Origin of the sequence: Ilumatobacter nonamiensis YM16-303 (genome assembly GCF_000350145.1) — a bacterium.
In the GTDB taxonomy this organism is placed as follows: domain Bacteria; phylum Actinomycetota; class Acidimicrobiia; order Acidimicrobiales; family Ilumatobacteraceae; genus Ilumatobacter_A; species Ilumatobacter_A nonamiensis.
This window is the reverse complement of sequence record NZ_BAOL01000040.1, coordinates 1-24,480: the sequence shown is the minus strand read 5'-3', so window position 1 is coordinate 24,480 and position 24,480 is coordinate 1. Positions and strand designations below refer to the sequence as shown.

Here is a 24,480-nt window from a genome sequence, read left to right as displayed (position 1 = left end):
AGGTAGGGTCTGCGCAATGTCCTCGGAAAACACCATCGAGCGCGACGAGATCCTCCGGATCGTGCGTGACCGCCTCGCCGACATTCTCGAGATCGAGCCCGACACCATCTCCGAAGGGCAGTCCTTCGTCGATGACCTCGATGCCGACTCGTTGGCGTTGATCGAACTGGTCGAATCGCTCGAAGAGGAAGTCGGCGAACGGGCCGCCGGTTTCCGCATCGAGGACGAGGACCTCGAAGACCTGAAGACGGTGCGCGACGCCGTCGACTACGTCTTCGAGAACGCCAACGACTGACGCTCCCACGGCTTCGACGACTGCGGTGGACCTCGACGAGCTGAGCGAACGGATCGGCTACCGATTCGAGCGCGTCGAACTCCTCGATCGGGCGTTGGCGCATCGTTCCTGGTGCGCGGAGCACGACGGTGCCGACAGCAACGAGCGGCTCGAGTTCCTGGGCGACGCAGTGCTCGGCTGGGCGATCGCCGACATCGCATATCGCCGTTTCGACGACCTCTCGGAGGGTCGTCTGACCGACCTCCGGAAGAGTGTGGTGAATGCCCACACGCTGGCCTCGGTCGCCGGCGAGATCGGTCTCGGTGCCTACATCAAACTGGGTCGCGGAGAAGCTGCGGCCGACGGAGCCGGAAAGCCGTCGATCCTGTCGGACGCGTTCGAAGCGGTGCTGGGCGCCGTCTACCTCGATGGTGGCACCGAGGCCGCGTTCGATCTCGTCGAACGACATGTCGCCACCCGGCTCGCCGCGACGATCGACGGTCTCGGCCATCTCGACTGGAAGACCGAGCTGCAGGAGCGGTGCGCTCGTCACGGTCGTCCCGCACCCGAGTACCAACTCACCTCGACCGGTCCCGACCACGAGAAGGTGTTCACCGCCGTCGTGCGCGTCGGCGACGACCGGCTCGGCACAGGTGAGGGACGCTCGAAAAAGGCCGCCGAGCAGATCGCTGCCGAAGCGGCGTGCCGCGTACTCGACTGACATGCCCGAACTCCCCGAGGTCGAGACGGTCCGGCGTGGACTCGATCGACACCTGGTGGGGCGTCGCATCACCCGGGTCGAGGTCGGTCGGGAACGAGTGGTGCGGCGCACGTCGCGCGAGGAGCTGATCGCCGGGCTCACCGACACCGTGGTGCTCGCTGCCGATCGGCGCGGGAAGTACCTGTTGTGTCCCCTCGACAGCGGCGAGTCGATGATGATCCACCTCCGGATGACCGGGCAGGTGCTGCTCGCCGAGGGTGGCGCCGTCCGCCCGCCGCACACGCATGTCGTGATGCATCTCGACGACGGACGCGAGGCGTGGTTCGTGGACCCTCGAACGTTCGGTGAGGTGGTGGTGTTCGATCCGGACCTCATCGAGGAGCAGCTTCCCGGTGTGGCGGCGTTGGGCGTCGATCCGATCGCCGACGAGTTCCCGCGGACCGAACTCCGGCGGATCGTCCGGTCGACGTCGCGGGCGTTGAAGCCGCTGCTGCTCGACCAACACGTGATCGCCGGGATCGGCAACATCTACGCCGACGAGGTGCTGCACCGGTCCCGTCTGCGCCCAGATCGTGCGGCGAACTCGATCGATGCCCCGGCGACCTGGAGGATGCACGACGCGATCGTCGACATCCTGTCGGCCTCGATCGCCGCCGGCGGATCGACGCTCGGCGACAACCAGTACGTCGACCTGATGGGGCAGTCCGGGTCGTATCAGGACGACCACCGAGTGTACGGCCGCACCGGCGAGCGCTGTTCGACGTGCGGACGAGGCTGGATCCGGCGCACCGTGAGCGGTGGCCGCAGCACCCACTTCTGTCCCGTCTGCCAGCGCTGACCCGGCGGTCACGGTGGGTTCGGGGGCGGAGCAAGTAGCTTCTTGGACGCTGTGTTCTTGAAGAGTCTCGCCCTCAAGGGCTTCAAGTCGTTTGCCGATTCGACGAACATGGTCCTCGAACCCGGCGTCACCGTCGTGGTCGGGCCGAACGGGTCGGGCAAGTCCAACGTCGTCGACGCGATGGCGTGGGTGCTCGGTGCCCAGTCGCCCAAGGCCGTGCGCAGCCAGAAGATGGACGACGTGATCTTCGCCGGCACGGCGACCCGACCGGCGCTCGGCCGTGCCGAGGTCAGCATCACGATCGACAACTCGGACGGAACGCTCGGCGTCGAGTTCAACGAAGTGACGATCACCCGTGTGCTGTTCCGCACCGGAGAATCGGAGTACCAGATCAACGGCGTGGCGTGTCGTCTGCTCGACGTCCAGGAGATGCTGTCCGACGCGGGAGTCGGTCGCCAGCAGCACGTGATCGTCAGCCAGGGCCAGATCGACGCCGTCCTCAACGCGCGGCCCGAGGAACGCCGAGCGATCATCGAGGAAGCCGCCGGGGTGCTCAAGTTCCGCAAGCGCAAGGAGAAGGCCGAGCGTCGCCTCGATGCGACCGAGGCGAACCTGCTGCGGGTCCAGGACCTCCTGCGTGAGGTGCGGCGACAGTTGCGACCACTCGAACGGCAGGCGAAGGCGGCCGAACGCCACGGATCGCTGATCGTGGAGTTGACCGACCTGAAGACGTTCGTCGCCGGTCGCGAGATCGACGGATTCCGCACGAAGCTCGAAGCTCTGGCCACGACGAAACTCGATGCAGCGAGCGCCGAGCAGGAGATCAAGACGACGCTGTCGGGACTCGACACCTCGGTGATGTCGATCGAGGCCCAACTCAGCGCCCGTGGTGCGAGCGACGTCAGCGACAAGCTCGTCCGGGTCGAGCAACTGCGCGAACGGGCTCGCGGACTGACCGCCGTGCTGGTCGAGCGTCGACGGTCGCTCGAGCGGGACAAGGGGCAGCTGATCGATGCCGGTGTCGTCGCCAACCTCGAGGCGGACGCCGCACGATTCCGGTCCGAACTCATCGACGTCGTCGCCGAACTGGAGACGTTCGAGCCGGCCGCCGCGGAGTTGCTCGACGAAGAGCAGGCGTTCGCCGCGGAGCGCTCCCAGGTGCTCGACGCAGTCGGCTCGGATCAGCCGACCGCTCAGGCTGCCAGCGCCGCTGCGGAGGTCCGTGGTGAGGCACGATCGGTCAAGGCGAGCCTCGAACGCTCGCTGGGCGATCTCCGACGCTCGCGGAGCCGCCAGGAGTCTCTCACCGAACGCATGCAGTTGGCGGTGGACGAGGCCGAGCGATACCGAGCCGAGTGCGAGCAGGCGGGCTCGGTCGAGGGGCCGCTCTTCGATCGCCTGGCCGCTGCCGAGGACGCCCTCGCGACGGCCGAGTCGGATGCCGAGGCGGCGCGCGTCGAGCGAGCGGAGGCCGCCGATGCCGCATCCACGGCGACGGCGCGGGTGGAGGCGTTGCAGTTGGCGCTCGACTCGGCGCGAGCGCGGGCTGGGGCCGAGCGTCTGCAAGGTGTCGATGGTGTGCTCGGCACGCTGCTCGATCTGATCGAGATCGATGCCGGGTGGGAGGCCGCCGTCGAGGCGGCACTCGGCGAGTCGTTGACCGCGGTCGTCGTGTCGGATCCCGATTCAGCGCGCAACGCGCTCGATGCGCTGCGTTCGTCGGACACGAGCGGAGCCGTGCTCGCACTCGGATCGAAGTTCTCCGCACACGAGCCGACCACGTCCGGTCGGCCCGTTCGGGAACACGCCCGCTCGGCGAACCCCGACGTGCGTGCACTGCTCGACGGGTTGCTCGGCGGGGCCGTCCGCATCGATGACATGCCTGCTGCGCTCGACGCAGCGATCACCCATCCGGACGCCGTGATCGTCACCGAGGCCGGCGATCGTTTCGGCCTGAGCGGTTGGCGGATCGGAGCAGCAGGTTCTGGTGCGACGGCGGCGGCGCTCGACGAGGCGCAGGCTCTGGCCGATGGGGCCTCGTCGCGTCTGGAGATCGCCGATGCCGCGCTCGCTACGGCGACGGCAGAACTGGCAGCGGCACGCCGGAGCGAGTCCGACGTGAGTCGACTCCTCGACGACAACGACACCAAGTTGTCGGCCGCCTCGGATGGTTTGGCGCGGGCGCAAGGCGAGCAGCGCAGCGTGCAGGCAGAGCTCGAATCGGTCGGCAGGTCGATCGAGGAGGCGGCGGAGAACAGCGAGCGTGAGCAGCGGCGGGTCGACGAACTCGAAGCGCTGCTCCCTGCCTTGGAGTCCGACGAGCAGGCCGAGGCCGATGCGGCACGGGCTCGCGGTGAACTGCGGGCCAACCTCGAGCAGCGCGCAGCCGCCCTGGCATCGAAGCGCAAGGACCTCGAGGTTCGCAACGCCGGTTTGATCGAGCACCGTCAGATCCTCGAGAAGCGCATCGCCGAGACGGAGCGGCGACTGGAAGCCGACGCGGAGGCTCGAGCATCGGCAGAGGAACGGCGCGTCGTCATCGAACGATCGATGGGTGTGATCGATCGCTTGGCGGCGGTCGTCGGCTCCCATCAGGAGGTCGTCGAGGCGCACCATGGCGAACTCGTCGAGGCTCGCCGGAAGCAGAGCGTCGAGGTGCGCGGCCTCACGACCGAACTGGATACGTTGCGCCGCGAACGTACGGACAAAGAACGCGAACTCGATGTCACTCGCGAACGCGCCCGGAAGGCCGAGATCGAAGAGGCCGAGGCGAAGCTCCGTCTGGAGAACTCGATCGAGACGCTGCGCCGCGACCTGGACATCGAACCGGCGGTCGCGGTCGCAGCGGAGATGCCGGAGATCCCCGAGGGGGCGACTCCTGCGGGGCGCGTCCGCGAACTCGAACGCGAGCTCCGGCTGCTCGGCCCGATCAACCCGTTGGCACTCGAGGAGTTCAACGAACTGGAGACCCGTCACGCCTTCCTCGAAACGCAGCTGGAGGATGTGCGCAGCACCCGGCGCGAACTCGCGCGGGTGATCGCCGCGGTCGACGCCGAGATCCAGAACGTGTTCGCGGCCGCGTTCGCCGACGTGAGTGCCAACTTCACCGAACTCTTCGGGCTGCTGTTCCCGGGCGGCACGGGCCGGCTGAAGCTGACCCATCCCGACGACTTGCTGCAGACCGGTATCGAGGTCGAGGCGAAGCCGAGCGGAAAGAACGTCAAGAAGCTGTCGCTGCTGTCCGGCGGAGAACGCAGCCTCACCGCGCTCGCGTATCTGTTCGCCGTGTTCCGTTCGCGTCCGTCGCCGTTCTACGTGATGGACGAGGTCGAGGCCGCCCTCGACGACGTGAACCTGCACCGGTTCCTGGGGTTGATCCAGGAGTTCCGCAAGGACGCCCAGCTGATCATCGTGTCGCACCAGAAGCGGACGATGGAGGCCGGCGACTGCCTGCTCGGCGTGAGCATGCAGCCGGGCGGTTCGTCGAAGGTGATCACCGAACGCATCGACACGGCGCGCTCGTCGGCCGACACCTGAACCAGCCTGCTCAGTGCCGGGGCCGGCGGCGGTAGCGTCGCATGGCGATGGGTGCCGTAGAAGTTCTCCTGCTCGTACTGCTCGCCTTCGTCCTCGTCTTCGGCGTGGGCGTGGTGGTCCTGAACCGTCGCAACCAGCGACAGCTTCCGCCGTCGTCTCCCGGCGTCGACGGTCCGGGCAGAGGCGGAGCCGGTACGAAGTCGGGCACGATTCTCGAGGAGCGTTCGTCGGCGACGATCACCGACGAGGATGAGGCTGACACCGCGGTCGTCGAACCCGAGGTCGAGCCGGAACCCGCCCCGGGAACGCTGCGCGAGCGTCTCGCCAAGGCCCGGTCGACGTTCGCCGGTGCGATCTCGGGCGTCCTCGGTCGCTCCGGGATCACCGACGAGAGCTTCGACGATCTCGAGGAGGCGCTGTTGCGCGCCGATGTCGGCGTCAAGATCACCGACGAGCTGCTGGAAGGCCTGCGCGAGCGGGTCGCCGCGAAGGAGATCACCGAGCCGAGCGAGCTGCTCGACGCGTTGCAGGAGGAGATGGCGAGCCGCCTGCGGGGGAGCGAGCGTTCGCTCACATTCGAGGCGCGCGCCGAGGGCGAGCCGAACGTCTGGATGTTCGTCGGCGTGAACGGCGTCGGAAAGACCACGACGATCGGCAAGCTCGCGAACCAACAGACCGTCGAGGGTCGTTCCGTGCTCCTCGCGGCGGGCGACACGTTCCGCGCCGCTGCCGCCGAGCAGCTGAGCACGTGGGCCGAACGAGCGGGAGCGGATTTCGTCCGCGGAGCCGAGGGTGGCGACCCCAGTTCCGTCGTGTTCGACGGAGTCGAGCGGGCCGCGGCACGCAACACCGATCTCGTGATGGCCGACACCGCCGGTCGGCTGCACACGAAGTCGAACCTGATGGACGAGCTGAAGAAGGTGCGCCGCGTGGCCGAGAAGGGCGCGGGCGAGGTGACCGAGACGCTGCTGGTGATCGACGCGACCACCGGTCAGAACGGTCTGATCCAGGCGCGCGAGTTCCACGAGGCCACCGACGTGACCGGAGTGGTGTTGACCAAGCTCGACGGCTCGGCGAAGGGCGGAATCGTGTTCGCGATCGAGACCGACCTCGGGATCCCGGTGAAGCTGGTCGGCATCGGCGAGACGATCGGCGACCTGATCCCGTTCGACCCCGACGAATTCGTCAACGCCCTCTTCGAACGCTGACCGTTACGTCACGGGTCAGACCCGTTACGTAACGCCTGGAACGGTCGCCGGTAGCGTTGATCGACGTATGTTCGACAATCTCTCCGGCCGGCTCGAAGGCATCGTCAAGAAGATCCGCGGCAAGGGCCGCCTCACGGAGTCCGACGTCGACGACGTGATGAAGGAGATCCGCTCGGCGCTCCTCGAGGCGGACGTCAACGTGACCGTCGTCCGGTCCGTCTGCAACCGCATCCGCGAGCACGCGATCGGCGCAACCCGGTCGAAGGCGCTCGACCCGGGCCAGCAGGTCGTCAAGGCCGTCAACGACGAGCTCACCCGAGCGCTCGGTGGCGAAACCCTCTCGATCCAGTTCGCCTCGAAGCCGCCGACGGTGGTGTTGATGGCCGGTCTGCAGGGCTCGGGCAAGACCACCAACACCGCGAAGCTCGCGAGCTGGTTCAAGGCCCAGGGACGCCAGCCGCTCCTCGTCGGTGCCGACCTCCAGCGACCGGCCGCCGTCGAGCAGCTCCGTACGCTCGGCGCCCAGATCGACGTGCCGGTCTATTCCGATCCCGAGGATCCGGTGCTCACCGCCTTCCAGGGACTCGAGGAGGCGAAGCGGCTCGGGCGCGACGTCCTCATCGTCGACACGGCCGGACGCTTGTCGATCGACGCCGAGATGATGGAGCAGGTCCGGTTGATCTCGGGAGCGGTCGATCCCGACTACACGTTCCTCGTGATCGACGCGATGACCGGCCAGGACGCCGTGCAGACCGCCGAAGCGTTCCACGAGACGCTGAAGATCGATGGCGTGATCATGTCGAAGATGGACGGCGACGCCCGCGGTGGCGCCGCGCTGTCGGTCAAGGAAGTGATCGGGCGACCCATCGCGTTCGCTTCCACGGGCGAGAAGATCAACGAGTTCGAGCAGTTCCACCCCGACCGGATGGCGAGCCGCATCCTCGGGATGGGCGACATGCTCACGCTGATCGAGCAGGCCGAGCAGGCATTCGAAGCGGACCAGGCCGAACAGGCCGCGCAGAAGATGATGGAGGGGCAGTTCACCCTCGACGACTTCCTCGACCAGATGCAGCAGATCAAGAAGATGGGTTCGCTCGGCAGTCTGATGTCGATGATGCCGGGCATCCCGAAGGAACTGAAGGACGCGAACATCGACGACGACGACCTCAAGCCGGTCGAAGCGATCATTCGGTCGATGACGATGGAGGAGCGCACGTTCCCGAAGGTGATCAACGGCAGTCGGCGCGTTCGGATCGCCGCAGGGTCCGGCACCCAGGTGGGCGACGTCAACCGTCTCGTGAAGCAGTTCGACGAGATGCAGAAGATGATGAAGAAGATGGGCGTGCTGGGCGGCGGAATGCCGGGCGGAAAGCGTGGCAAGAAGGGGAAGAAGGGCAAGGGCGGCCCGAAGCGTCCGCAGGGACTGCCCGCCGGTCTCGACCTCGAGAACATGGATCTGCCCGGCATGCCCGGCGGCCCGGGTGGCCCCGGGATGCCCGGACTCCCACGCTGATCGAGGGCGTCGGTCGTCAGCCGAACGCGACGGGGATGATGATCGCCGATGTGATCACGGTCGCCACGGTGAGCGGCGCTCCGACGCGCGTGAAGTCGCTGAACTTGTAGCCGCCCAGGCCGTACACCATCAGGTTCGTCTGATACCCGACGGGTGACAGGAACGAACACGACGCTCCGATCAACACCGCGATGGCGAGCATCCGCGGTTCGGCCTCGGCGTCGGCTGCGACCGAGAGCGCAATCGGCAACATCACGGCTGCCGCCGCGGTGTTCGTGAGCAGCTCGGTCATCACGAGCGTCGCGAGCATCACCGCGACCACGAGTCCGACGTTGCCGAAGCCGAGATCGTCGGAACGCTCGACCAGCCCGGCGATCTCGCCCGCGAGTCCACTTTGAGCGACCCCGGCGCCGAGGCTGATCGCAGCGGCCATCGTCAGGACGACGTTGAGGTTCACGGCGCGCCAGCCTTCGCGCAGCGTGATCGCTCCACCGAGGATCACGGCGGCTGCGGCGATCAGCGCCGATTCGAACAGCGACAACCACCCCGTTGCCGCGATCGCCACCATCGCGATCGTCGCCGTGACAACGAGCCAACTCCGGCTGCGACGGGCGGGAGGCGGCTCGCTGATGGCGGCGACGAGTGAGAAGTCGGCATCTCCCCGCCACCGCTTGCTGAACGACTCCTCGGCGAGCACGAGCAGCACGTCGCCGGCGCGGAGCGGAATGCGTCCGAGTTGACCGCCGAGCGTGGCGTCGGAGCGGTGGATCGCCATCACCGCCCCGCGGTACCGGCTGCGAAAGTCGACCGAACGCAGCGACTGGCCGACGAGGCGCGACGTGGGCGAGACCACGGCCTCGAACACCTGCGTTCCGGCCCCCTCGGCCCCCAGCACATGTGATTGCTCGGTTGCTTCGAGGCCGGCGAGTTCGTGGAGATCGATGACCCGTGCAGCGTCGCCGACGAAGCAGCACACGTCACCCGCCTCGAGCATCGTGTCGGGTGCCGCGGAGACCGACGCGATCTCGCCGCCGTCGGATCCGCCGCGCTCGATCATCGCCAGGAAGATCCCGTCGAGATTTCGGAGTCCCGATTCGCCGATCGTTCGCCCGACGAGGGGCCCGCCCGTCGTGACCCGCGCGGCCATCTGGAACTCGCGTGCACGCTGGCCCAGGTCGTCGGCGATCCCGGTCCGCTCGGGGAGCAGACGGACGCCGATGGTGGACAACACCACGACACCGACGACGGCGACAGGAAGACCGACGACGGTGATCTCGAAGACCCCGAGCGGTTCGTCTCCGGATTGCTCGAGCAGATCGGAGACGACCAGGTTGGTCGATGTGCCGATCAGCGTGACGACTCCACCGAGGATGCTGGCGAACGACAGCGGGAGCAGATATCGAGACGCGTCGTTCCCCGTGCGTTGCGACCAGCGGACGACGCGTGGCGCGAACATTGCGATCAGGGGAGTGTTCGGTACGACCGCGGAGAGCGCCGCCGTGCTCCCGGCGAGCGCGGGGAGTGCACCGCGTCGGTTCAGCGTGCGATCGACCAGCCCGGCGAAGGTCCCCGTCGCCGTGGCCGCGCCGGCGAGCACGTAGAGGGCGGCGATCGTGGCGGGTGCCGGGCTCGACAATCCGCTCAGGGCCACGTCGGGCTGGATCACGTCCGTGAACAGCAGCGCACCGACCGCACATCCGAGAACCACGACGGGCGGGAGCCGATCTGTGACGAGCACGGCGATCGTGGCGATGAGGACGATCAGAGCGATCCACGAGTCGGCGCTCATCGGTGCGACGGTAGCCGCTGACCAGCCGATCAGCGAAGATGCCGACGAGGGGAACGATCGTGTCGCCGCTAGCCTTTCGACGTTCTCGAATTCGATCCCCAGGAGTGACGATCAAGATGGCAGTCAAACTGCGACTCACACGTGTCGGCAAGACCAAGCAACCCCAGTACCGCATCGTGGCGGCGGACTCCCGCTCGCCCCGCGACGGCCGTTTCATCGAGATTCTCGGCCAGTACAACCCCCGCGAGGAGCCCTCGCTGATCAACGTCGACAACGACAAGATCGTGAAGTGGCTGAGCGAGGGTGCGCAGCCGACCGAGCGCGTCGCCAAGATCATCAAGATCTCGGGAGCGCAGGAGCAGTTCGAAGCCTCCAAGGCATCGAAGTGAGCGACGACGCCAACAACGAGTTCGCCGGCACCGCGGTTGCGGTCCTGACCCACATCGTCAAGTCGATCGTCGATGATCCCGATGCCGTCACCGTCGAGGTCGACGAGTCGGGCAACCGTCCGGCGCTGAACGTCCGCGTGGGCGACGGCGACCTCGGTCGCGTCATCGGCCGCCGTGGGCGCACCGCTGCAAGCATCCGCACCGTCACCCGGGCGGCTGCGAGCAAGGACGATGTCGAGATCGACATCGAGTTCCTCGACTGAGCGCGTTCCGATGAGGCCGTCAGGCCGCCAGGACACACCACCGGCTGGTTGGCTCACCATCGGGCACTTGCGGCGACCGCACGGCCTGAAGGGCGACATCTTCGTCCAGCTGACCACCGATCGTCGCGAACGCGTCGACGCCGGTGCCGAACTCTTCGCCCGTGGGCAGATGCTGTCCGTCGTGTCGAGTCGCGTGCTCGGAAACGGCCGGATCATCGCTCGGTTCGAGCAGATCGCCGATCGGACCGACGCCGAGAAGTGGACCAACGTCGAGCTGTTCGCCGCGCCGATCGACGATCCGTCAGCCCTCTGGGTTCACGAGTTGATCGGTCAACGGGTGGTCGACCAGGACGGCATCGATCGGGGAGTCTGCACCGCGGTCCTCGAGAACCCTGCCGCGGAGATCATCGAGACCGACACCGGTGCGCTCGTTCCCGCGAACTTCGTCGTGACCGCCGCGGACGGCACGATCACGGTCGATGTGCCCGACGGGCTGTTCGAGCTGAACGATGACTGAATCGGCGTCCGGCGCAGCTTCGTCCTCGTCGGCGACGCTGCGGATCGACGTCTTCTCACTCTTCCCCGATCTCGTCGATCAGTTCTGCGCCGAGAGTCTGCTCGGCAAGGCGCGATCCGGCGGGGTGCTCGACCTGCGTTGCCACGACATCCGTGACCAGGCGACCGACGTCCATCGGACCGTCGACGACGCTCCGTACGGTGGGGGAGCGGGCATGGTGATGAAGCCGGACCCGATCTTCGCCTCGGTCGAAGCGAACGATCCTCCCCGTCCGCTGTTGCTCCTGAGCCCCGGTGGACGGCGCTTCGACCAGTCGATGGCGGCCGAGCTCGGTGACCTGGCGGAGACGACGGGTGGATTCAGCCTGCTGTGCGGCCGCTACGAGGGAGTCGACCATCGTGTCCGACGCCACCTCGTCGACGACGAGGTGAGCATCGGGGACGTGGTGCTCAGCGGCGGCGAGGTCGCAGCGTGCCTCATCATCGAGGCGGTCACCCGCCTGCGAGCGGGAGCGATGGGCAACACACAGAGCCCGATCACCGAGAGTTTCGGTGCATCCGGACTCCTCGAGGAACCGCAGTACACCCGGCCGCTCGAGTTTCGTGGCTGGGACGTTCCCGAGGTCCTCCGCAGCGGCGATCACGCCCGAATCGAGCGATATCGCCAAGCGCAACGGCTGCATCGCACGATCCGCGAGCGTCCCGATCTCGTCGAGTCGCGAGGCGGTGTGACCGTGGACGAACAGTCGCTGTTGGAAGAGTTCCCTCCTGACCCGTATCATTGACCGGCCCACCGGGACCGGTGGGCAACGCAGACAGCCAGTGATCCGACGGTCGCGGGCACATCTTTCGACTCGACCCAGCAGGTAGACGCCATGCAAGCCACCGACTTCATCGATTCCGATTCGATTCGTGACGACATTCCCGACTTTCAGGCGGGCGACGAGCTGAAGGTGCACGTGCGCGTCGTCGAGGGCGGCAAGGAGCGCGTCCAGATCTTCCAGGGCGACGTGATCGCTCGTCAGGGTGGCGGGTTGCAGGAGACCTACACGGTCCGCAAGCTCAGCTACGGCGTCGGAGTCGAGCGGACGTTCCCGCTCCACGCGCCGACCGTGCAGAAGATCGAGGTCGTCAAGCGCGGCGACGTCCGTCGGGCCAAGCTGTACTACCTGCGTGACCGCAAGGGCAAGGCCACGAAGATCCGCGAGAAGCGCGACTTCTGAGCGCCGATCGCGTGCACGCCACGCGATCACATCGACATCGCATCGACGCACGAGCGTCCGTTCGGCCGTTCCGGCCCGTCGTCCACGACGAAAGGACCGTCGATGCACTCTTCATCCCCACGCGAGCCGGTACCGGCTCCACACGACCTGTCGAAACGCGCCCGTGGACAGTGGGGCGAGGACCTCGCCGCCGCTCACTATCGGCGGCTCGGCTATGACGTCCTCGACCGCAACTGGCGATCACCGTCGGGTGAACTCGACCTGATCGTCGAACGCGACGGAATCATCGTGTTCAGCGAGGTGAAGGCGCGGCGCTCCGATCGATACGGTCCCGCCGCAGCGGCGGTCGGCCCCACGAAACAGCGCCGCATCCGTCAGCTCGCGATCGAGTACCTCGACGCACATCGACGCCCCCGTGGCGGGGTGCGCTTCGATGTCGTCGCGATCACCGGCGTGCGCATCCAGGTGATCGAAGCCGCCTTCTGATTCAGCCGAGGAAGGCCCAGGCGACGAGGGCGATGGCGACGAGAACGGCGCACGCCACGAGGACGTAGTCGCTCGAGCGCGCCTTGAACTTCCGATACGGGTTGTAGCCCACGATCCTCAGTATCGTCGCCAACATGGCCACTGACACCCGAGAGACCATCATCGTCGAGCGCGAGGAGGGCATCGTGACCGTCACGATGAACCGACCGCACCGCAAGAACGCTGCGAGCGGGGTGATGTGGAACGAACTGCTCGACGTGTTCCGCGAGATCGACGACAGCACGACGGACCGGGTGTTGGTCCTCACCGGGGCCGAGGGCGACTTCTGTTCGGGCGCCGATGTCGGCGGGATGGACGAGACGACCAACTCATCCGACGAGTCGTCGGAGCAAGCGGCTGCGCCCCCCAAGCACCAGCTCGCGTCGATGCGTCACATCACCGACATCTGCTTGACGCTCAACCGGTTGCGTCAACCCACCATTGCGAAGGTGCGTGGTGTGGCGGTCGGAGCCGGACTCAACATGGCGTTGTCGTGCGACCTCGTGGTCGGTGACGAGACATCCCGCTATTCCGAGATCTTCGCTCGGCGTGGACTGAGCGTCGACTTCGGCGGTTCGTTCCTGCTGCCGCGACGAATCGGACTGCACAAGGCGAAGGAGCTGGCCCTCCTGGCCGAGGTCATCGACGCCAAGGAGGCCGAGTCGATCGGTCTCGTCAATCGCATCGTTCCGAGCGGCGACCTCGACGCGTTCGTCGACGACTGGGCGGCGCGGCTCGCGGCTGGTCCGCCGATCGCGCTCGCGATGACGAAGCGCCTGCTGAACAACTCGATGAACGTGACCCTCGAGGAGGCCCTCGACGACGAGGGGCTCTCGCAGACCGTGAATTTCTCGACGGCCGACACCGCGGAGGCGATGCGCGCCTTCGTCGAGAAGCGCGACCCGAACTTCACCGGTCGCTGAAACCCGAACGAGTGCCGCCACCGGCGTGAGCGGTGTCGTTAGCCTCGTCAACGTGAACTGGTGGAAGGTGGTGCTCGTCGGACTGGCTGCGGCCGTCGTGGGAGCATCACCGGCCGCCGCGGCACCGGAGCCACCGCCCCCGGCGGAGCCGGCGACGCCGTCCGAACCGGCGCCGGCTCCGTCCCCTGCGACCGACTTCGTGACACCACCGTCGGCGCTGATCCAGATTCCCTCCGGTTGCCCCGCGCCGGAACCCGCCGAGTTGGCATTCGTCGGCACGGTGCTCGCCAAGGACGAGTTCGTCGAGAAGGGCACCGTCCGTTTCCAGATCGATCACGTCCGTGCAGGAAGCGCGATCCCGTACGCGGTCGACGGGGTGATCGACGTCCGCTACGGACCCGACTCGCAGTACATCGACATCGACGATCAGGTGCTCGTCTCGGCGGCTGTCGACGCGAACATCGGCGCCCTCGCGTCGAAGGTGGCGCCGGAATCCCCGTTGTTCGGCGGGGACGCCGTCGTCGGGTTGGAGGACACCGAGGTGATCTGTCCGGTCGTCGACGATCCGGTGCAGACGATCAACGTCGACGGGACGCCGATCGAATCGAGTCTGTTCACCCCGTTGCTCGATGACAAGCGACTGTTGCTGTCGACGATCGCGGTACCGGCAGCGATCGTCGGTGTCGTCCTCATCGGCTTGGTGCTCCTGCGACGGGGAATCGATCTCGGGTTCCGGGGGATCTTCGCGCTCGGTCGGGCGGCCGTGATGCCGACGGGTGATCACCGTGCTGCGCGGGTTCGTCGGCACGTGAGTGACACCGAGGCACACCGCCTCGGGTTGGACATCGACGACATCGATGATGACGACGACGTCGCGGACGCGGACGATGACGCGGCGGACAGCGATCGAGCCGAGTCCAAACTGATCGACGTGTAGGCCGCGTCGCAGCGACCCAGCGGTCAGCGGGCGGCGTCGGTCAAGAACTCGACGAGGTGCCGATTGAACGCGGCCGTATTGTCCTCGTGCACGATGTGCGACGCTCCGGGGATCTCCACCCGGCTCGAGTGAGCCATCAACGAATCCAGGTGGTCGGTCAGCAGCCGCCACAGCCGCGGACTGTCGGCTCCGGACACGAGCAGTGTCGACGACTGCACCGAGCGCACTTCGGTCTCCGTCATCGGATCGAAGATCTCACTCAGGTACTCCGCCCGGATGTTGTTGTCGAGGATCTGTTGCCACCGATCGTCACCGAGGTTCGCGAAGCTCTGCGCGCCGAGAACGGCCGTGCCGAACTTGCGGATGGCGTGGTCCATGTCATTCTGCTTCGCGGCTTTCTTCGCCGGAGCGACACCCGTCGCGCCGAATCTGACCAGTGCGAGAGCGAGCGCTGGTGAGCGGGTGACGACCCGAAGCATCTCGGATGGCTTCGGTGGTTCGCTCAGGAACAGCGCGATCACCGGCGGCTCGATCAGCACGAGGCTGCGGACGAGACTCGGGTGACGAATCGCCGTGGTCAGCGCGACGACGCCCCCGTAGGAGTGTCCGACGACATGTGCGGGCCCGATATCGAGTGATCGGACCAGAGCCGCCAGATCCTCGACGTGTTCGGACATCGAGTAGGTGGCGCCGTCGGGTGCGGGTTCGTTCGGCCAGTGGGACCGACGGCTGTACGTGACGACCCGAAACCGTTCGGCGAGCGGTTCGATCTGGCCGGTCCAGGTGCGGGCGTCACTCGCGGACCCGTGAACGAGGACCACCGGGTCGCCGCCACCCGCCTCGGCGACGTCGAGCATGGTCTCGTTGATCGATCGAGACACCATGCCCGAATCTTCTCACCTCGATGCCGTGCGTGCACCGAGATTCGGTCGGCCGCCCGGTCACACGAGTTGGTCGGAGGTGACGATCGAGCGCACCTCGTCGAGAGCGGCCGACCAGTCGGGAATCTCGATCTGCTCCGGCGGCTCACCTGCTCGACAGCGCACGAGGACCCCGCCGACCACCGCTTCGTCGAGGGTCGCTTCGAGCGCGGCACCGTACGCGGCCAGCTGCGTGCGGTAGCGGCCGATCCGCTCGGCGGTCTGGACCGGTCCGGACCACTTGTCGGTCTTGTAGTCGACGATGACCAGCCCGCGGTCGGTGCGCACGAGCAGGTCGATGTAGCCCTCCAGCACGCGCGAGCCGACGGGCGCGGCGATGAACAACTCCCGCCAGTGCTCGGCTCCGTTGACGACCTCACGCACGATGGGTGCCTCGATCGCCGAACGGGCGAGCGCCGCCACGGTTCGGTCGAGTCCGAGGATCGACTCGGCTGCGCACTGCGAGAGCGCCAGGTCGTCGATGTCGTCGCCGCTCGCGAGGTCGCAGAACTGCAGCGTGCCGTGAACCGCCCGACCGATCGACGTTCCGTAACGCCCACGTTGCCACGGGGGAAGATCGATGTTGACCGGCTGTTTGTCGAGCCCCGGATCGTCCTCGCGCTCTCGATCCCGCAACAGTCGCACCTCGTCGGCCAAGCGCGTGGCGGCAACGGCACTTCGCCGACGGGCGTGTGCGGTCACCGCCGACAGTTCGGCGCGCCAGGCCTCGATGTCGTCGACCGGGTCGGGAGCGTCGTGGGTGCCGGAGCGAGCGACCTCAACCGCCGTGAAGGTGCGAGCGATCGAGCCCGACGCGTCGCCGGCGGCATCGCAGTGGAACAGCAGCTCGGCCGAGGTGTAGCCCTCGGCGCCCTGATTCGGAACGTGGTCGTCGGCGGATTTGCGATGCAGGGAGACCACCAGGTGGTCGACGGCGCGCGTGCACGCCACGTAGAGCAGGCGACGACGCTCGGCGTCGCTCATCAGCTCGTCGATCGGCTTGACATCGGCGAAGCTGCCGTCGTCGCCGCGACCGGTGAGGTGCCATTCGTCGTCGTGCCAGACGACTTGCACCCCTCGACGTCGGTTGGGCTGGGTGGTCATACCGCTCACCACGGTGATCGGGAATTCGAGTCCCTTCGACGCGTGGATCGTCATGATCCGCACAGCGTCGTGGTCGCGCTCGGGGAGGATCGTCTCGGACACCTGCGCGTCGGAGGCCTGCAACCGCGCCCATGCGAGGTAGCGGCGGATGCCTCGACCTCCGGCATCGGCCCATGCGCGGGCCTGGTCGATCACGAAGCGCAACCGACGCCACACGTCGCGCGCGTCGGTGCTGGCCAGGGCGACGTCGAAGACCCGGCGCTCCTCGGCCAGAGCGCTCAGCAGGTCGGCCGCGCCCAGGACGGGTACGCGAGCGTTCAACGATCGGATGTGGCGGATCGACTCTGCGACCGGATGCTCGTCGAGGCCCTCCGGTGGTGAGCGGAACATGCCCCACGTACCGCCGGCCTGCTTCCACTCCCACAGTTCGACATCACTGCACGCGTACAGCGGTGAGCGCAGCGCGGCGACGAGCGCGAGCTCGTCGGTCGGATCGTCGGCGGCGCGCAGTGCGATCAGCAGGTCGCGGACCTCGGCGCTGGCGTAGACCACCGATGCGTTCTCGGCACGATACGGCACCTCGATCGAACGGAGCGCAGCCTCGAGCGCGGGGAGGGAGAGTCGGGTGGGAAGCAGGATGCAGATGTCGCCGGGTCGGCACGGACGCAGTTGCTTGGTGTCCTCGTCGACGACCTGCCAGCCCTCGTCGAGTGCCGTGGTGACCGCACCGACCACGTCGACCGCCTCACGTCGCCGCAGTTCGTCGGCGGCACCCGTTTCTCCGACCCAGGTCTTGTCGGCCAGGTCCTCGTGGTGCTCCGCTCCCAACACGGAGACCGACCCGTGATGCAGCAGCCGGTCGTCGCGGCACGCATCGAGGGTCTGGAACCCCGGTTGGGTGTCGGTCTGTTCGGTGATCATCCGACCGAAGACGTCGTTCGTGAAGGAGATCACCGACGAAGTGGAACGGAAGTTGGCGGTCAGCCGAGCCGTGTCGGCGCCGACCTGATCGGCGGCCTGGAGGTATTGCTTGATGTCCGCTCGACGGAACCGGTAGATCGATTGCTTCGGATCGCCGACGATGAACAGCCGGCCGGGGATCGGCGTGAGGCTGCGCCAGTCGCCGTCCTGGCCCGCATCGGACGGGTCCGCGGTGAGGCGCACGGCGATCTCGAGCTGAATCGGGTCGGTGTCCTGGAACTCGTCGAGCAGCACCCGGGGATAGCGGTCGTGGAGAGCCGCGCGCACGGTGGCGTCGGTGGCGAGCAACCGGCGGGCGCGCACCAGCAGATCGTGGAAGTCGAGGACGCCGGCGTCGACCCGGCTCGCTGCAGCGTCGAGGACGAAGCGCCCACAGATCGCTCCCGCCAGCCGCTTCCGGTAGCGACGAACCTGGTCGAGCGTGGTCTCGATCCGTTCGACGAGGTCGGCTTCGCGGTCGCGGAGTTCGTGGAGTGCGGCTTCTCCGAGTGCTTTCCAGTTCGCCTTCGACCCCTTCCGGTCGGGCTTGCCGATCGTCTTGGCCAGCGCCGTGAGGAGCTCGAGCTGAACCGACAGTTGGCCGGCGGACGCGAGCTCCTCGGCTGCAGCGGCGATCGTGGCGACCAGCGCCGCCTGTTTGTCGCCCGGAGGCGTCTCGGTCCGTCCGAGGTCGCGCGCCTCATCGATGACCGGAGCCAACGGAAGTACGAACGGTCCGGGATCGGAGCGGTCGACGAACGACTCGACGAGGTCCCAGTTGTAGCGGAAGTCGATGGCAACCCGCTTGAGGTCCTTGTCGACGCCGAAGTTCTCGAAGTCGCAGAGCTCGACCAGCACACGACCACCGTCGAGTGGGCTGGCCGGGTTCGGCTCGTTCAGCAGCGTGTCGAGCAGTTCGGTCCACTCGTCGTCGAAGCGAAGGTTGCTCTCGAGTTCGTCGAGGACGCCGAAGCCGGGTGGCAGGCTCGCCTCGATGGGGAAGTCGTTGAGGATCCGCCGCGCGAACGCGTGGAGTGTGCCGATCGGCGCGTGGTCGAGGTCCATGAGCGCCCGTGAGGATTCGGCGGAGTCTCGCTGAGTGAGCTCGCGGCGGACACGGGTGCGCAGTTCGGCAGCGGCCTTCTCGGTGAACGTGATCGCTGCGATTCCGACGATGGGGACGCCCGACTCGACCAGGTTCACGACGCGCTGCACGAGCGACGAGGTCTTGCCCGCGCCCGCGCCGGCCTCGACGAAGAGGGTGGAGTCCAGGTCGGAGCGGATGCGAATGCGGTCGCTCTCGTCCGGGGGCGGCGTCATCTGATCAGTCATCGGAGGTGACTCCGTCGGGATCGTCCTGGACGTCGGGGCCGAACCAGCGGGCGATCCGCTCATCGGATCGTTTGGCGGTCCAGCGTTCGAAAGCATCGGTCGTTCCGAGTTCGTCGGGTTCGCAGTAGTGACAGTCGACCCACATCCGAAAGCCGGGTGCCTGCGGCACCTGCGGAAACCAGCCGGACTCGATGCCGTCGATCACGTCGCCGAGGTGCTCGCCGACGACCGACCAGACCTCGTCGTCGAACTCGATGCCGAACCGTTCGTACTTGCCCCGCCCGAACATCGAGTACTCGGCGAGCACGCGGTCGTTCGCCCCCTCGGTCACGGCACGTGCCGCCGCAGCGTAGGTGGGGAGCTGGAAGACGGTTCCGTCGAGCGTGGGATCCGCGGCGGACAGCTTCTTGTATCGTCCGACGCCGCCGGTCTTGTGGTCGGTGACGATCAGGCCGCCGTCGCGCCGCCGGTCGAGGCGGTCGATCGAACCCCGCACCGGGAGCTGACGGTCTCCGGGGAGAGCGAGGACGACCGCTGCAGCGTCTTCGTCGGACCCGTCGGGGAAGCGCAGCTCCGACCCGATGATCGTGATTCCTCGCGCTCGATTCTCCTCGCTGTCACGCTCGAACCATCCGAACAGGTCGCGGTGCATGCGTTCGCGCTCGGATGCCCAGACGGCCGGTCGACCGGTTCGACCCAGGCGTTCGGCGTCGGCACAGGCGGTGTCGAAGTGGGCCTCGAGTGCCTGGCGATGTTCATCGGTCCAACCGGTGTCGGTCGGCTGAGGCAGCACTCCGCTGAGAACATCACGGTGCAGCGCATCGAGCGCGTCGTGGTGGAGCGATCCGCGGTCGAGTGCGTTGATGCTGAGCTGGCTGTCGGGCTCGTCGACCGGCGAGACGCCGAGGAGGTAGTGCACGAAGTAGCCGTGCGGGCACGACACCCATTGCTGGATCTGTGTGGGTGAAATCGACCGGCGCGGGTCGAAGCCGGAGCCCGTCGGCACGGACAACGTCGGGAGATCGATAAGCGAGAGGTCGCCGTCGAACTCGCTGAGCGTTTCGCCGCGACGTGCCTCGACCAACGCCAACCCGCGTCGCGTCGTGATGTCGTCGACCATCGTGTCGCCGTGGGTGAGCAGCCCGGTGGCCGCAACGTGGCGGAGACGGTCTCGGAGGCGTCGTTCGCGCTCGCACGGAGCGAACGGCAACTGCTGAAGTCCGAGCGTCGACGAATCGACCTCGTCGATGTCGGGCGATTCACCTGCCTCCTCGGCGGGGATCCAGTGGGACGCCTGGTTCACGGTGGTGGACCGAAGGTCGCCACGTGGCATGGTGACCACCGTGTGGGCGGAGCCGAGCGTGGAGACGAACTCGTGGTGGAGGCGATGCGCCCGTTGATCGGCGGATGCCAACCCGGCTCGCTCCCGATCGGCTGCGCTGAGCAGCGGATCGGTCCGTGGGCTGGGAGGCAGGAGACCCTCTGCGGCGCCGAGCACGATCGCGACGTCGATGACCAGCCCTCCTGCCGACGCCAGTGAACCGATCGCGACGCCGGTTCCGATCCTGCCGTCGCGCACTGCGGCGTCGGCGAGTTCGTTCTCGAGCACCGTGCGGAACTCGGAGCGCGTGACCGGTTCGGCCACCGTGTCGAGGAACTTCAGGCGCTCGAGCGCACTCACCAGCGCTTCCCATGCGCGGTACTCGGAGTCACTCAGGTGGGCGATGGCATTGGACCCGAGCCGGGAGGCGAGTTGCTCATCGCACCAGTCGACCCACTCGGCCCAGGTCCGCGTCGCCTGAGGGTGGCCGAGGATGCTGCGCAGTTCGACGATGAACTCGCGGAGCGACGTGGCCGGCGGACCCCAGCGCTTGTGTTCGCTGAGCGCGCCGAGGCGTGGAAGCCAGTCTTCGTCACGGCTCACGCCGGCGCGTCGGCTCACCCGCTCCCACTCGGCGGTGGGCAGCGTGAGACCGTCGGCGCCCTTGGCGGGGACGTCGGCGAGGAGTTCGAAGAGCGAGCGCCGTTGGAGGCCGCGACGGTCGACGGCGAGCAGGTCGAGCAGGAACCGTGGCGCGATGCGTTCGGTGAGTTCGGTACCACTTCGCCCGTTCCACGGGATTCCATCCGCGTTGAGGTGGTGCTCGACGAGCCGGGCGTAGGGCTGCTGCGTCGGCCACAGCACGGCGATGCGTTCGAACGGGACCGGGTCGCCGGTGACGGCGCCACGGGCCGCGTCGATGATCGTGCGGACGGCGACTCGGACCTCGTCGTCGGCGTCGGTGGTGGAGACGACCCGAGCGGGCCTGGCCCGGTGTTCGACCGGCTCCGTGTCGTCCTCGCGGATCGAGATCCCGAGCTGTTCGAGCAGGCGGTGCTGTTCGTGGTCGGCGGTCCGGTTCCCGGTGAGTGCGGTGACCAGGTGGACGACACGGTCGGTCGAGAGTTGGCGGACGAACTCGGATCCGAGCGCGTCGAACGGCGCGGGGAGATAGAGCACGACTCGGTCCAGCCCGGGAACCTGTTCGGACCTGAGGCGGTCGGTCGCCCCGGCCAGGAGGTCGGCCTCGTCGTACCATCGACGTTGGAGAATCCGGGTCACCGCGCGGCTCACCCGGACCGCCTCTCGGCCACGAGCGCTCTGGGCGAGCAGCTCGGCTCCCGACTCGCCGGCGAGCCGGAGCTCTTGATGCAACTCGCGAAGCGCCACCACCGTGGCGGGGTGATGCGCAACGACGCCGTAGCTCCCCGGCGCCTCGTCGAGGACCCGCCGCACGGTGAGTTCCAGGAGCGGGGTGGAGACCGGCTGGCGCTTGTCGTGAGCAAGCGACGGACCGGCGAGCAACTCGGCCAGCCGATTGATCGTGACCATGTCGACCCGGAGGATCCCCGAATCGGAACCGAGCGCTCGCCGCGCCATGACGCCGGCGACATTCGTGGGCACGACGACCGTCACCGACGCAAGCGGATCAGACCCCTTCGCCTGTGCGATCGCGGTTGCCAGCGTCGAGAGCGCCGCGGATGGCGAGCAGATCAGAGGCTGGAAGGTCACCCGTGCCATGGTAGGGACGGGGTGCTCCAGAGTTTCAGGGGATCGGAACGGTGAGACACCCGAGGTCGTGCCGGAGCGCAGCGCAGATCGGTGCGAGTGATTCCTGGTCGGCAGCGAGCACCACCACGGCACCACCCGAGCCCGTGTAGTTGGCCGACGCTCCGTGGGCCCGAGCGACCTCGATCATCTGCACGTGTCGCACGTCGAGATCCATGACCGAGGCGCGCAGGTCGAACGTTGCGTCCATCGCTCGACCGAGCGCCACGCGATCTGCCGCATCGATCGCCCGGAACGCCCGACGTGCCTGCTCGGCGGATTCGGCCATCGTCGCGACGAATGCGGGGTCGGTTCCTTCCGGGCGGCGATGGACCGCGCCGCTGTCGCCGCCGGTGTCGGGGCGATAGGCGATCGCGAGCGCGCCGGGTGGTGCGGCGAGGGATCGGTACGTTCCGGCCGCGAGGCGGTCGATCGTGCGGAGGTGGGCCTCGCCGAATTCCATCGCGACGGTCCCGCCGAACGACTGGACCACCCGGTCCTGCAGGCCCGCCGCGATGCCGAGCACGTCTCGTTCCGCTGCGAGCGCCAGCGACGCGAGGAGCGACGGATCGTCGTCGAGTCGTCTCGACCAACTCTCGTGTGGGCGATGCCTGGCGATCGCACGCAGCGTTGCGATGATGATCGCACTCGACCCCGCGAGCCCGACCGAGCGCGGGATCGTCGTCTCGAGCTCGATGGCGACGGGTTGCAGATCGGCTCCGAGGTGTTCTCGAAGAGCGATCAGCGCGGCGGGGATGAGCGGGTGGTCGATGTCGGTGGGGACGGAGGTGACGTACTCCGCCATCTGGTCGACGGATCGGAACGTCGGGATCGTTCCGTCGATGCGGAACACGTCGGCGTCCGTGACCTCGACGGTCGCGTTCAAGCGGTTGACGGTCATCGCGACCACCGCGCCGCCGTGCCCGTCCGACGGATTCCCCGCGAGCGCGGCTCGCGCCGGACAGGACGCAGTCGAGGTCCTGTCGGCTGCGGTCATCGAACTCGTTGTATCACTGTCGGCCAGGACGGGTTGCGTACGTTGGGTCGATGCAGATTCGTCGCGCCACACGCTCCGACCTTCGTCAACTCTGTGTGACGGCCATGCGCGCGTTCGCGGACGACCCGGTGATGCGTTGGCTGCACCCGGATGACGAGGCGTATCTCGAGGACGGCGGTGAGGTCTTGCGTGGGGCGATGACCGGTTGGCTCGACCACGACGAAGTGTGGTGCACGGACGACGTGAGCGCCTTGGCGGTGTGGATCCCACCGGGTCGACCGGAGTCGACGAGTGAAGCCGATCCTCCCGTCGCTCCACCGTCACCCGAACTGCTCCAGCGTTTCGAGATCATCGGTCCGTTGTTGAACGAGCACACTCCCGAGGAGCCGCACTGGTATCTCCAGTTGCTCGCGACGCATCCGGATTGGCAGCGCCAGGGACTCGGTGGCGCGCTGATGGGCGTGATGTTCGAGCGTGCCGACCGCGAGGGGCTGCTCTGCCACCTCGAGACCGAGACGCTCGTGAACGTCGCCTACTACCGTCGACACGGGTTCGAGGTCGAGGCGGAGTTCGACGTCCCGACCGGTGAGCACCTCCATCGTTTCTCGTCGTGGGACGGCGATCCAACGTCCGAGGTCGGCCCGCACATGTGGGGGATGGATCGACAGCCCCGATGACCGGAGTGGGTCAGCTGCGGGCGGCTTCGGCGCGCGCCCGCAGGTCCGACACGGCGTGTTCCAGACCCTCCGGATCGCGATACAGCGCACTTCCCGCGATGAGCACGTTCGCGCCGGCCGCCGCCGCACCGGCGATCGTGGTGGGTCCGATCCCGCCGTCGACCTCGATGTGCACGTCGTCGGCTCGGCCGGCGGCTTCCAACATCGTCCGGACCTCCGCGATCTTCGGCTCCATCGTGGAGATGTAGGCCTGACCGCCGAAACCGGGGTTCACGGTCATCACCAGCACGAGGTCGATCAGGTCGAGGACGTGCTCGACCGCGGACACCGGCGTGGCAGGGTTGAGCGCGACGGCTGCCGAGGCGCCGAGTTCGTTGATGTTCCCGCATGTGCGGTGGAGGTGGGTGCAGGCCTCGGCGTGCACGATCAGGCGCGAGCAACCGGCATCGACGTAGTTCTCGGCCATCACGTCGGGCGTGTGGACCATCAGGTGCGCCTCGAACGGCACCGAGCAGTGTTGCCGAGCCGATCTGATCACATCGGGTCCGAATGTCAGGTTCGGCACGAACTGGCCGTCCATCACGTCCCACTGGATCAGGTCGACGCCGGCCGCTTCGAGGGCGGCGACTTCCTCGCCGAGCTTGGAGAAGTCGGCGGGCAGCACCGACGGGGCGATCATCACGGGTCGGGCCATCGCCCGCACGCTACAAGCCCTGGCCAACTCGTGAACAGTTCGCGCACGGAGC

The 24,480-nt window shown here is 67.5% G+C and carries 22 protein-coding genes; 15 read left to right on the top strand and 7 right to left on the bottom strand.

Annotated elements, in window-relative coordinates:
• The first annotated feature begins 16 nt into the window (after positions 1-16).
• From ON45_RS05235 to ffh, 6 genes are all read left to right on the top strand, one after another.
• Positions 17-295: a phosphopantetheine-binding protein gene (locus ON45_RS05235; protein ID WP_051062512.1), complete on the top strand. Its 279-nt coding sequence runs from the start codon at positions 17-19 to the stop codon at positions 293-295.
• A 25-nt stretch (positions 296-320) separates the two neighbouring features.
• Positions 321-995, top strand: a complete 675-nt coding sequence (rnc, locus tag ON45_RS05230; RefSeq protein ID WP_051062510.1) for a ribonuclease III — start codon at positions 321-323, stop codon at positions 993-995.
• Position 996: 1 nt separating this feature from the next.
• Positions 997-1,833 carry a bifunctional DNA-formamidopyrimidine glycosylase/DNA-(apurinic or apyrimidinic site) lyase gene (gene mutM / locus ON45_RS05225; RefSeq protein WP_040492498.1) on the top strand — a complete coding sequence of 279 codons (837 nt, stop codon included), beginning with the start codon at positions 997-999 and terminating at the stop codon, positions 1,831-1,833.
• A 51-nt stretch (positions 1,834-1,884) separates the two neighbouring features.
• Positions 1,885-5,370 (top strand): chromosome segregation protein SMC, encoded by a 3,486-nt coding sequence (gene smc / locus ON45_RS05220; RefSeq protein WP_040492497.1) that lies wholly within the window; start codon positions 1,885-1,887, stop codon positions 5,368-5,370.
• A gap of 47 nt (positions 5,371-5,417) precedes the next feature.
• Complete coding sequence (ftsY, locus tag ON45_RS05215) at positions 5,418-6,578, top strand: signal recognition particle-docking protein FtsY (protein ID WP_040492542.1); 1,161 nt, start codon at positions 5,418-5,420, stop codon at positions 6,576-6,578.
• A 67-nt stretch (positions 6,579-6,645) separates the two neighbouring features.
• Positions 6,646-8,091 carry a signal recognition particle protein gene (ffh, locus tag ON45_RS05210; RefSeq protein WP_040492496.1) on the top strand — a complete coding sequence of 482 codons (1,446 nt, stop codon included), beginning with the start codon at positions 6,646-6,648 and terminating at the stop codon, positions 8,089-8,091.
• Positions 8,092-8,107: 16 nt separating this feature from the next.
• On the opposite strand, the gene ON45_RS05205 is transcribed toward ffh, so the two are convergent.
• Complete coding sequence (locus ON45_RS05205; protein ID WP_040492495.1) at positions 8,108-9,880, bottom strand: SLC13 family permease; 1,773 nt, start codon at positions 9,878-9,880, stop codon at positions 8,108-8,110.
• 116 nt (positions 9,881-9,996) lie between these two features.
• On the opposite strand from ON45_RS05205, the gene rpsP reads away from it, so the two are divergent.
• The 6 genes from rpsP to ON45_RS05175 all read left to right on the top strand — a co-directional run bounded on the left by rpsP (position 9,997) and on the right by ON45_RS05175 (position 12,757).
• Positions 9,997-10,269 carry a 30S ribosomal protein S16 gene (rpsP, locus tag ON45_RS05200; RefSeq protein WP_040492539.1) on the top strand — a complete coding sequence of 91 codons (273 nt, stop codon included), beginning with the start codon at positions 9,997-9,999 and terminating at the stop codon, positions 10,267-10,269.
• Positions 10,266-10,532, top strand: coding sequence for a KH domain-containing protein (locus tag ON45_RS05195; RefSeq protein ID WP_085946507.1), 267 nt, complete (start codon positions 10,266-10,268; stop codon positions 10,530-10,532). The genes rpsP and ON45_RS05195 overlap by 4 nt, the downstream gene beginning before the upstream one ends.
• Positions 10,501-11,049 (top strand): ribosome maturation factor RimM, encoded by a 549-nt coding sequence (locus ON45_RS05190; protein ID WP_083914388.1) that lies wholly within the window; start codon positions 10,501-10,503, stop codon positions 11,047-11,049. Before ON45_RS05195 ends, ON45_RS05190 begins: the two co-directional genes overlap by 32 nt.
• Positions 11,050-11,086: 37 nt before the next feature.
• Complete coding sequence (gene trmD / locus ON45_RS05185; protein ID WP_040492535.1) at positions 11,087-11,833, top strand: tRNA (guanosine(37)-N1)-methyltransferase TrmD; 747 nt, start codon at positions 11,087-11,089, stop codon at positions 11,831-11,833.
• 90 nt (positions 11,834-11,923) lie between these two features.
• The gene (rplS, locus tag ON45_RS05180; protein ID WP_040492493.1) at positions 11,924-12,271 is read left to right on the top strand and encodes a 50S ribosomal protein L19; all 348 of its coding nucleotides are present in this window, start codon (positions 11,924-11,926) and stop codon (positions 12,269-12,271) included.
• A gap of 102 nt (positions 12,272-12,373) precedes the next feature.
• Complete coding sequence (locus ON45_RS05175; protein WP_051062507.1) at positions 12,374-12,757, top strand: YraN family protein; 384 nt, start codon at positions 12,374-12,376, stop codon at positions 12,755-12,757.
• A gap of 1 nt (position 12,758) precedes the next feature.
• On the opposite strand, the gene ON45_RS22965 is transcribed toward ON45_RS05175, so the two are convergent.
• Positions 12,759-12,905, bottom strand: coding sequence for a hypothetical protein (locus ON45_RS22965; protein ID WP_158412206.1), 147 nt, complete (start codon positions 12,903-12,905; stop codon positions 12,759-12,761).
• Between ON45_RS22965 and ON45_RS05170 the strand changes: the two genes are divergently transcribed.
• Positions 12,892-13,719: an enoyl-CoA hydratase/isomerase family protein gene (locus ON45_RS05170; RefSeq protein ID WP_040492492.1), complete on the top strand. Its 828-nt coding sequence runs from the start codon at positions 12,892-12,894 to the stop codon at positions 13,717-13,719. The two genes, ON45_RS22965 and ON45_RS05170, sit on opposite strands and share 14 nt — an antisense overlap.
• A gap of 52 nt (positions 13,720-13,771) precedes the next feature.
• Entirely contained in the window at positions 13,772-14,656 is an 885-nt protein-coding gene (locus ON45_RS05165) for a hypothetical protein (RefSeq protein ID WP_040492491.1), read from the top strand.
• A gap of 23 nt (positions 14,657-14,679) precedes the next feature.
• Here the strand turns inward: ON45_RS05165 and ON45_RS21090 are convergent, their stop codons facing one another.
• Genes ON45_RS21090 through ON45_RS05145 form a run of 4 tightly spaced genes read right to left on the bottom strand, consistent with a single transcriptional unit; the run spans position 14,680 to position 23,057 of the window.
• Positions 14,680-15,540 (bottom strand): alpha/beta fold hydrolase, encoded by an 861-nt coding sequence (locus ON45_RS21090; protein WP_051062506.1) that lies wholly within the window; start codon positions 15,538-15,540, stop codon positions 14,680-14,682.
• 57 nt (positions 15,541-15,597) lie between these two features.
• On the bottom strand, positions 15,598-18,972 hold the full coding sequence (locus ON45_RS05155) for a UvrD-helicase domain-containing protein (RefSeq protein WP_158412204.1): 3,375 nt from the start codon (positions 18,970-18,972) through the stop codon (positions 15,598-15,600).
• Positions 18,965-22,024 (bottom strand): PD-(D/E)XK nuclease family protein, encoded by a 3,060-nt coding sequence (locus ON45_RS05150; protein WP_158412201.1) that lies wholly within the window; start codon positions 22,022-22,024, stop codon positions 18,965-18,967. The genes ON45_RS05155 and ON45_RS05150 overlap by 8 nt, the downstream gene beginning before the upstream one ends.
• Before the next feature lie 34 nt (positions 22,025-22,058).
• Positions 22,059-23,057, bottom strand: a complete 999-nt coding sequence (locus ON45_RS05145) for a mevalonate kinase family protein (RefSeq protein ID WP_040492489.1) — start codon at positions 23,055-23,057, stop codon at positions 22,059-22,061.
• 50 nt (positions 23,058-23,107) lie between these two features.
• Here ON45_RS05145 and ON45_RS05140 point away from each other — a divergent pair, with 50 nt between their 5' ends.
• The gene (locus ON45_RS05140; RefSeq protein WP_040492488.1) at positions 23,108-23,734 is read left to right on the top strand and encodes a GNAT family N-acetyltransferase; all 627 of its coding nucleotides are present in this window, start codon (positions 23,108-23,110) and stop codon (positions 23,732-23,734) included.
• A 10-nt stretch (positions 23,735-23,744) separates the two neighbouring features.
• Here ON45_RS05140 and rpe read toward each other — a convergent pair whose 3' ends face one another.
• On the bottom strand, positions 23,745-24,428 hold the full coding sequence (gene rpe / locus ON45_RS05135; protein WP_040492487.1) for a ribulose-phosphate 3-epimerase: 684 nt from the start codon (positions 24,426-24,428) through the stop codon (positions 23,745-23,747).
• Positions 24,429-24,480: the final 52 nt, after the last annotated feature.

What these genes read in the sequence shown, in the direction of transcription:
- ON45_RS05235 (WP_051062512.1), top strand. Translation starts at nt 17, where the DNA reads ATGTCCTCGGAAAACACCATCGAGCGCGACGAGATCCTCCGGATCGTG.
- mutM (WP_040492498.1), top strand. Translation starts at nt 997, where the DNA reads ATGCCCGAACTCCCCGAGGTCGAGACGGTCCGGCGTGGACTCGATCGA.
- ftsY (WP_040492542.1), top strand. Translation starts at nt 5,418, where the DNA reads ATGGGTGCCGTAGAAGTTCTCCTGCTCGTACTGCTCGCCTTCGTCCTC.
- ffh (WP_040492496.1), top strand. Translation starts at nt 6,646, where the DNA reads ATGTTCGACAATCTCTCCGGCCGGCTCGAAGGCATCGTCAAGAAGATC.
- ON45_RS05205 (WP_040492495.1), bottom strand. Translation starts at nt 9,880, where the DNA reads ATGAGCGCCGACTCGTGGATCGCTCTGATCGTCCTCATCGCCACGATC.
- rpsP (WP_040492539.1), top strand. Translation starts at nt 9,997, where the DNA reads ATGGCAGTCAAACTGCGACTCACACGTGTCGGCAAGACCAAGCAACCC.
- ON45_RS05190 (WP_083914388.1), top strand. Translation starts at nt 10,501, where the DNA reads ATGTCGAGATCGACATCGAGTTCCTCGACTGAGCGCGTTCCGATGAGG.
- rplS (WP_040492493.1), top strand. Translation starts at nt 11,924, where the DNA reads ATGCAAGCCACCGACTTCATCGATTCCGATTCGATTCGTGACGACATT.
- ON45_RS05175 (WP_051062507.1), top strand. Translation starts at nt 12,374, where the DNA reads ATGCACTCTTCATCCCCACGCGAGCCGGTACCGGCTCCACACGACCTG.
- ON45_RS05170 (WP_040492492.1), top strand. Translation starts at nt 12,892, where the DNA reads ATGGCCACTGACACCCGAGAGACCATCATCGTCGAGCGCGAGGAGGGC.
- ON45_RS21090 (WP_051062506.1), bottom strand. Translation starts at nt 15,540, where the DNA reads ATGGTGTCTCGATCGATCAACGAGACCATGCTCGACGTCGCCGAGGCG.
- ON45_RS05155 (WP_158412204.1), bottom strand. Translation starts at nt 18,972, where the DNA reads ATGACTGATCAGATGACGCCGCCCCCGGACGAGAGCGACCGCATTCGC.
- ON45_RS05145 (WP_040492489.1), bottom strand. Translation starts at nt 23,057, where the DNA reads ATGACCGCAGCCGACAGGACCTCGACTGCGTCCTGTCCGGCGCGAGCC.
- ON45_RS05140 (WP_040492488.1), top strand. Translation starts at nt 23,108, where the DNA reads ATGCAGATTCGTCGCGCCACACGCTCCGACCTTCGTCAACTCTGTGTG.
- rpe (WP_040492487.1), bottom strand. Translation starts at nt 24,428, where the DNA reads ATGGCCCGACCCGTGATGATCGCCCCGTCGGTGCTGCCCGCCGACTTC.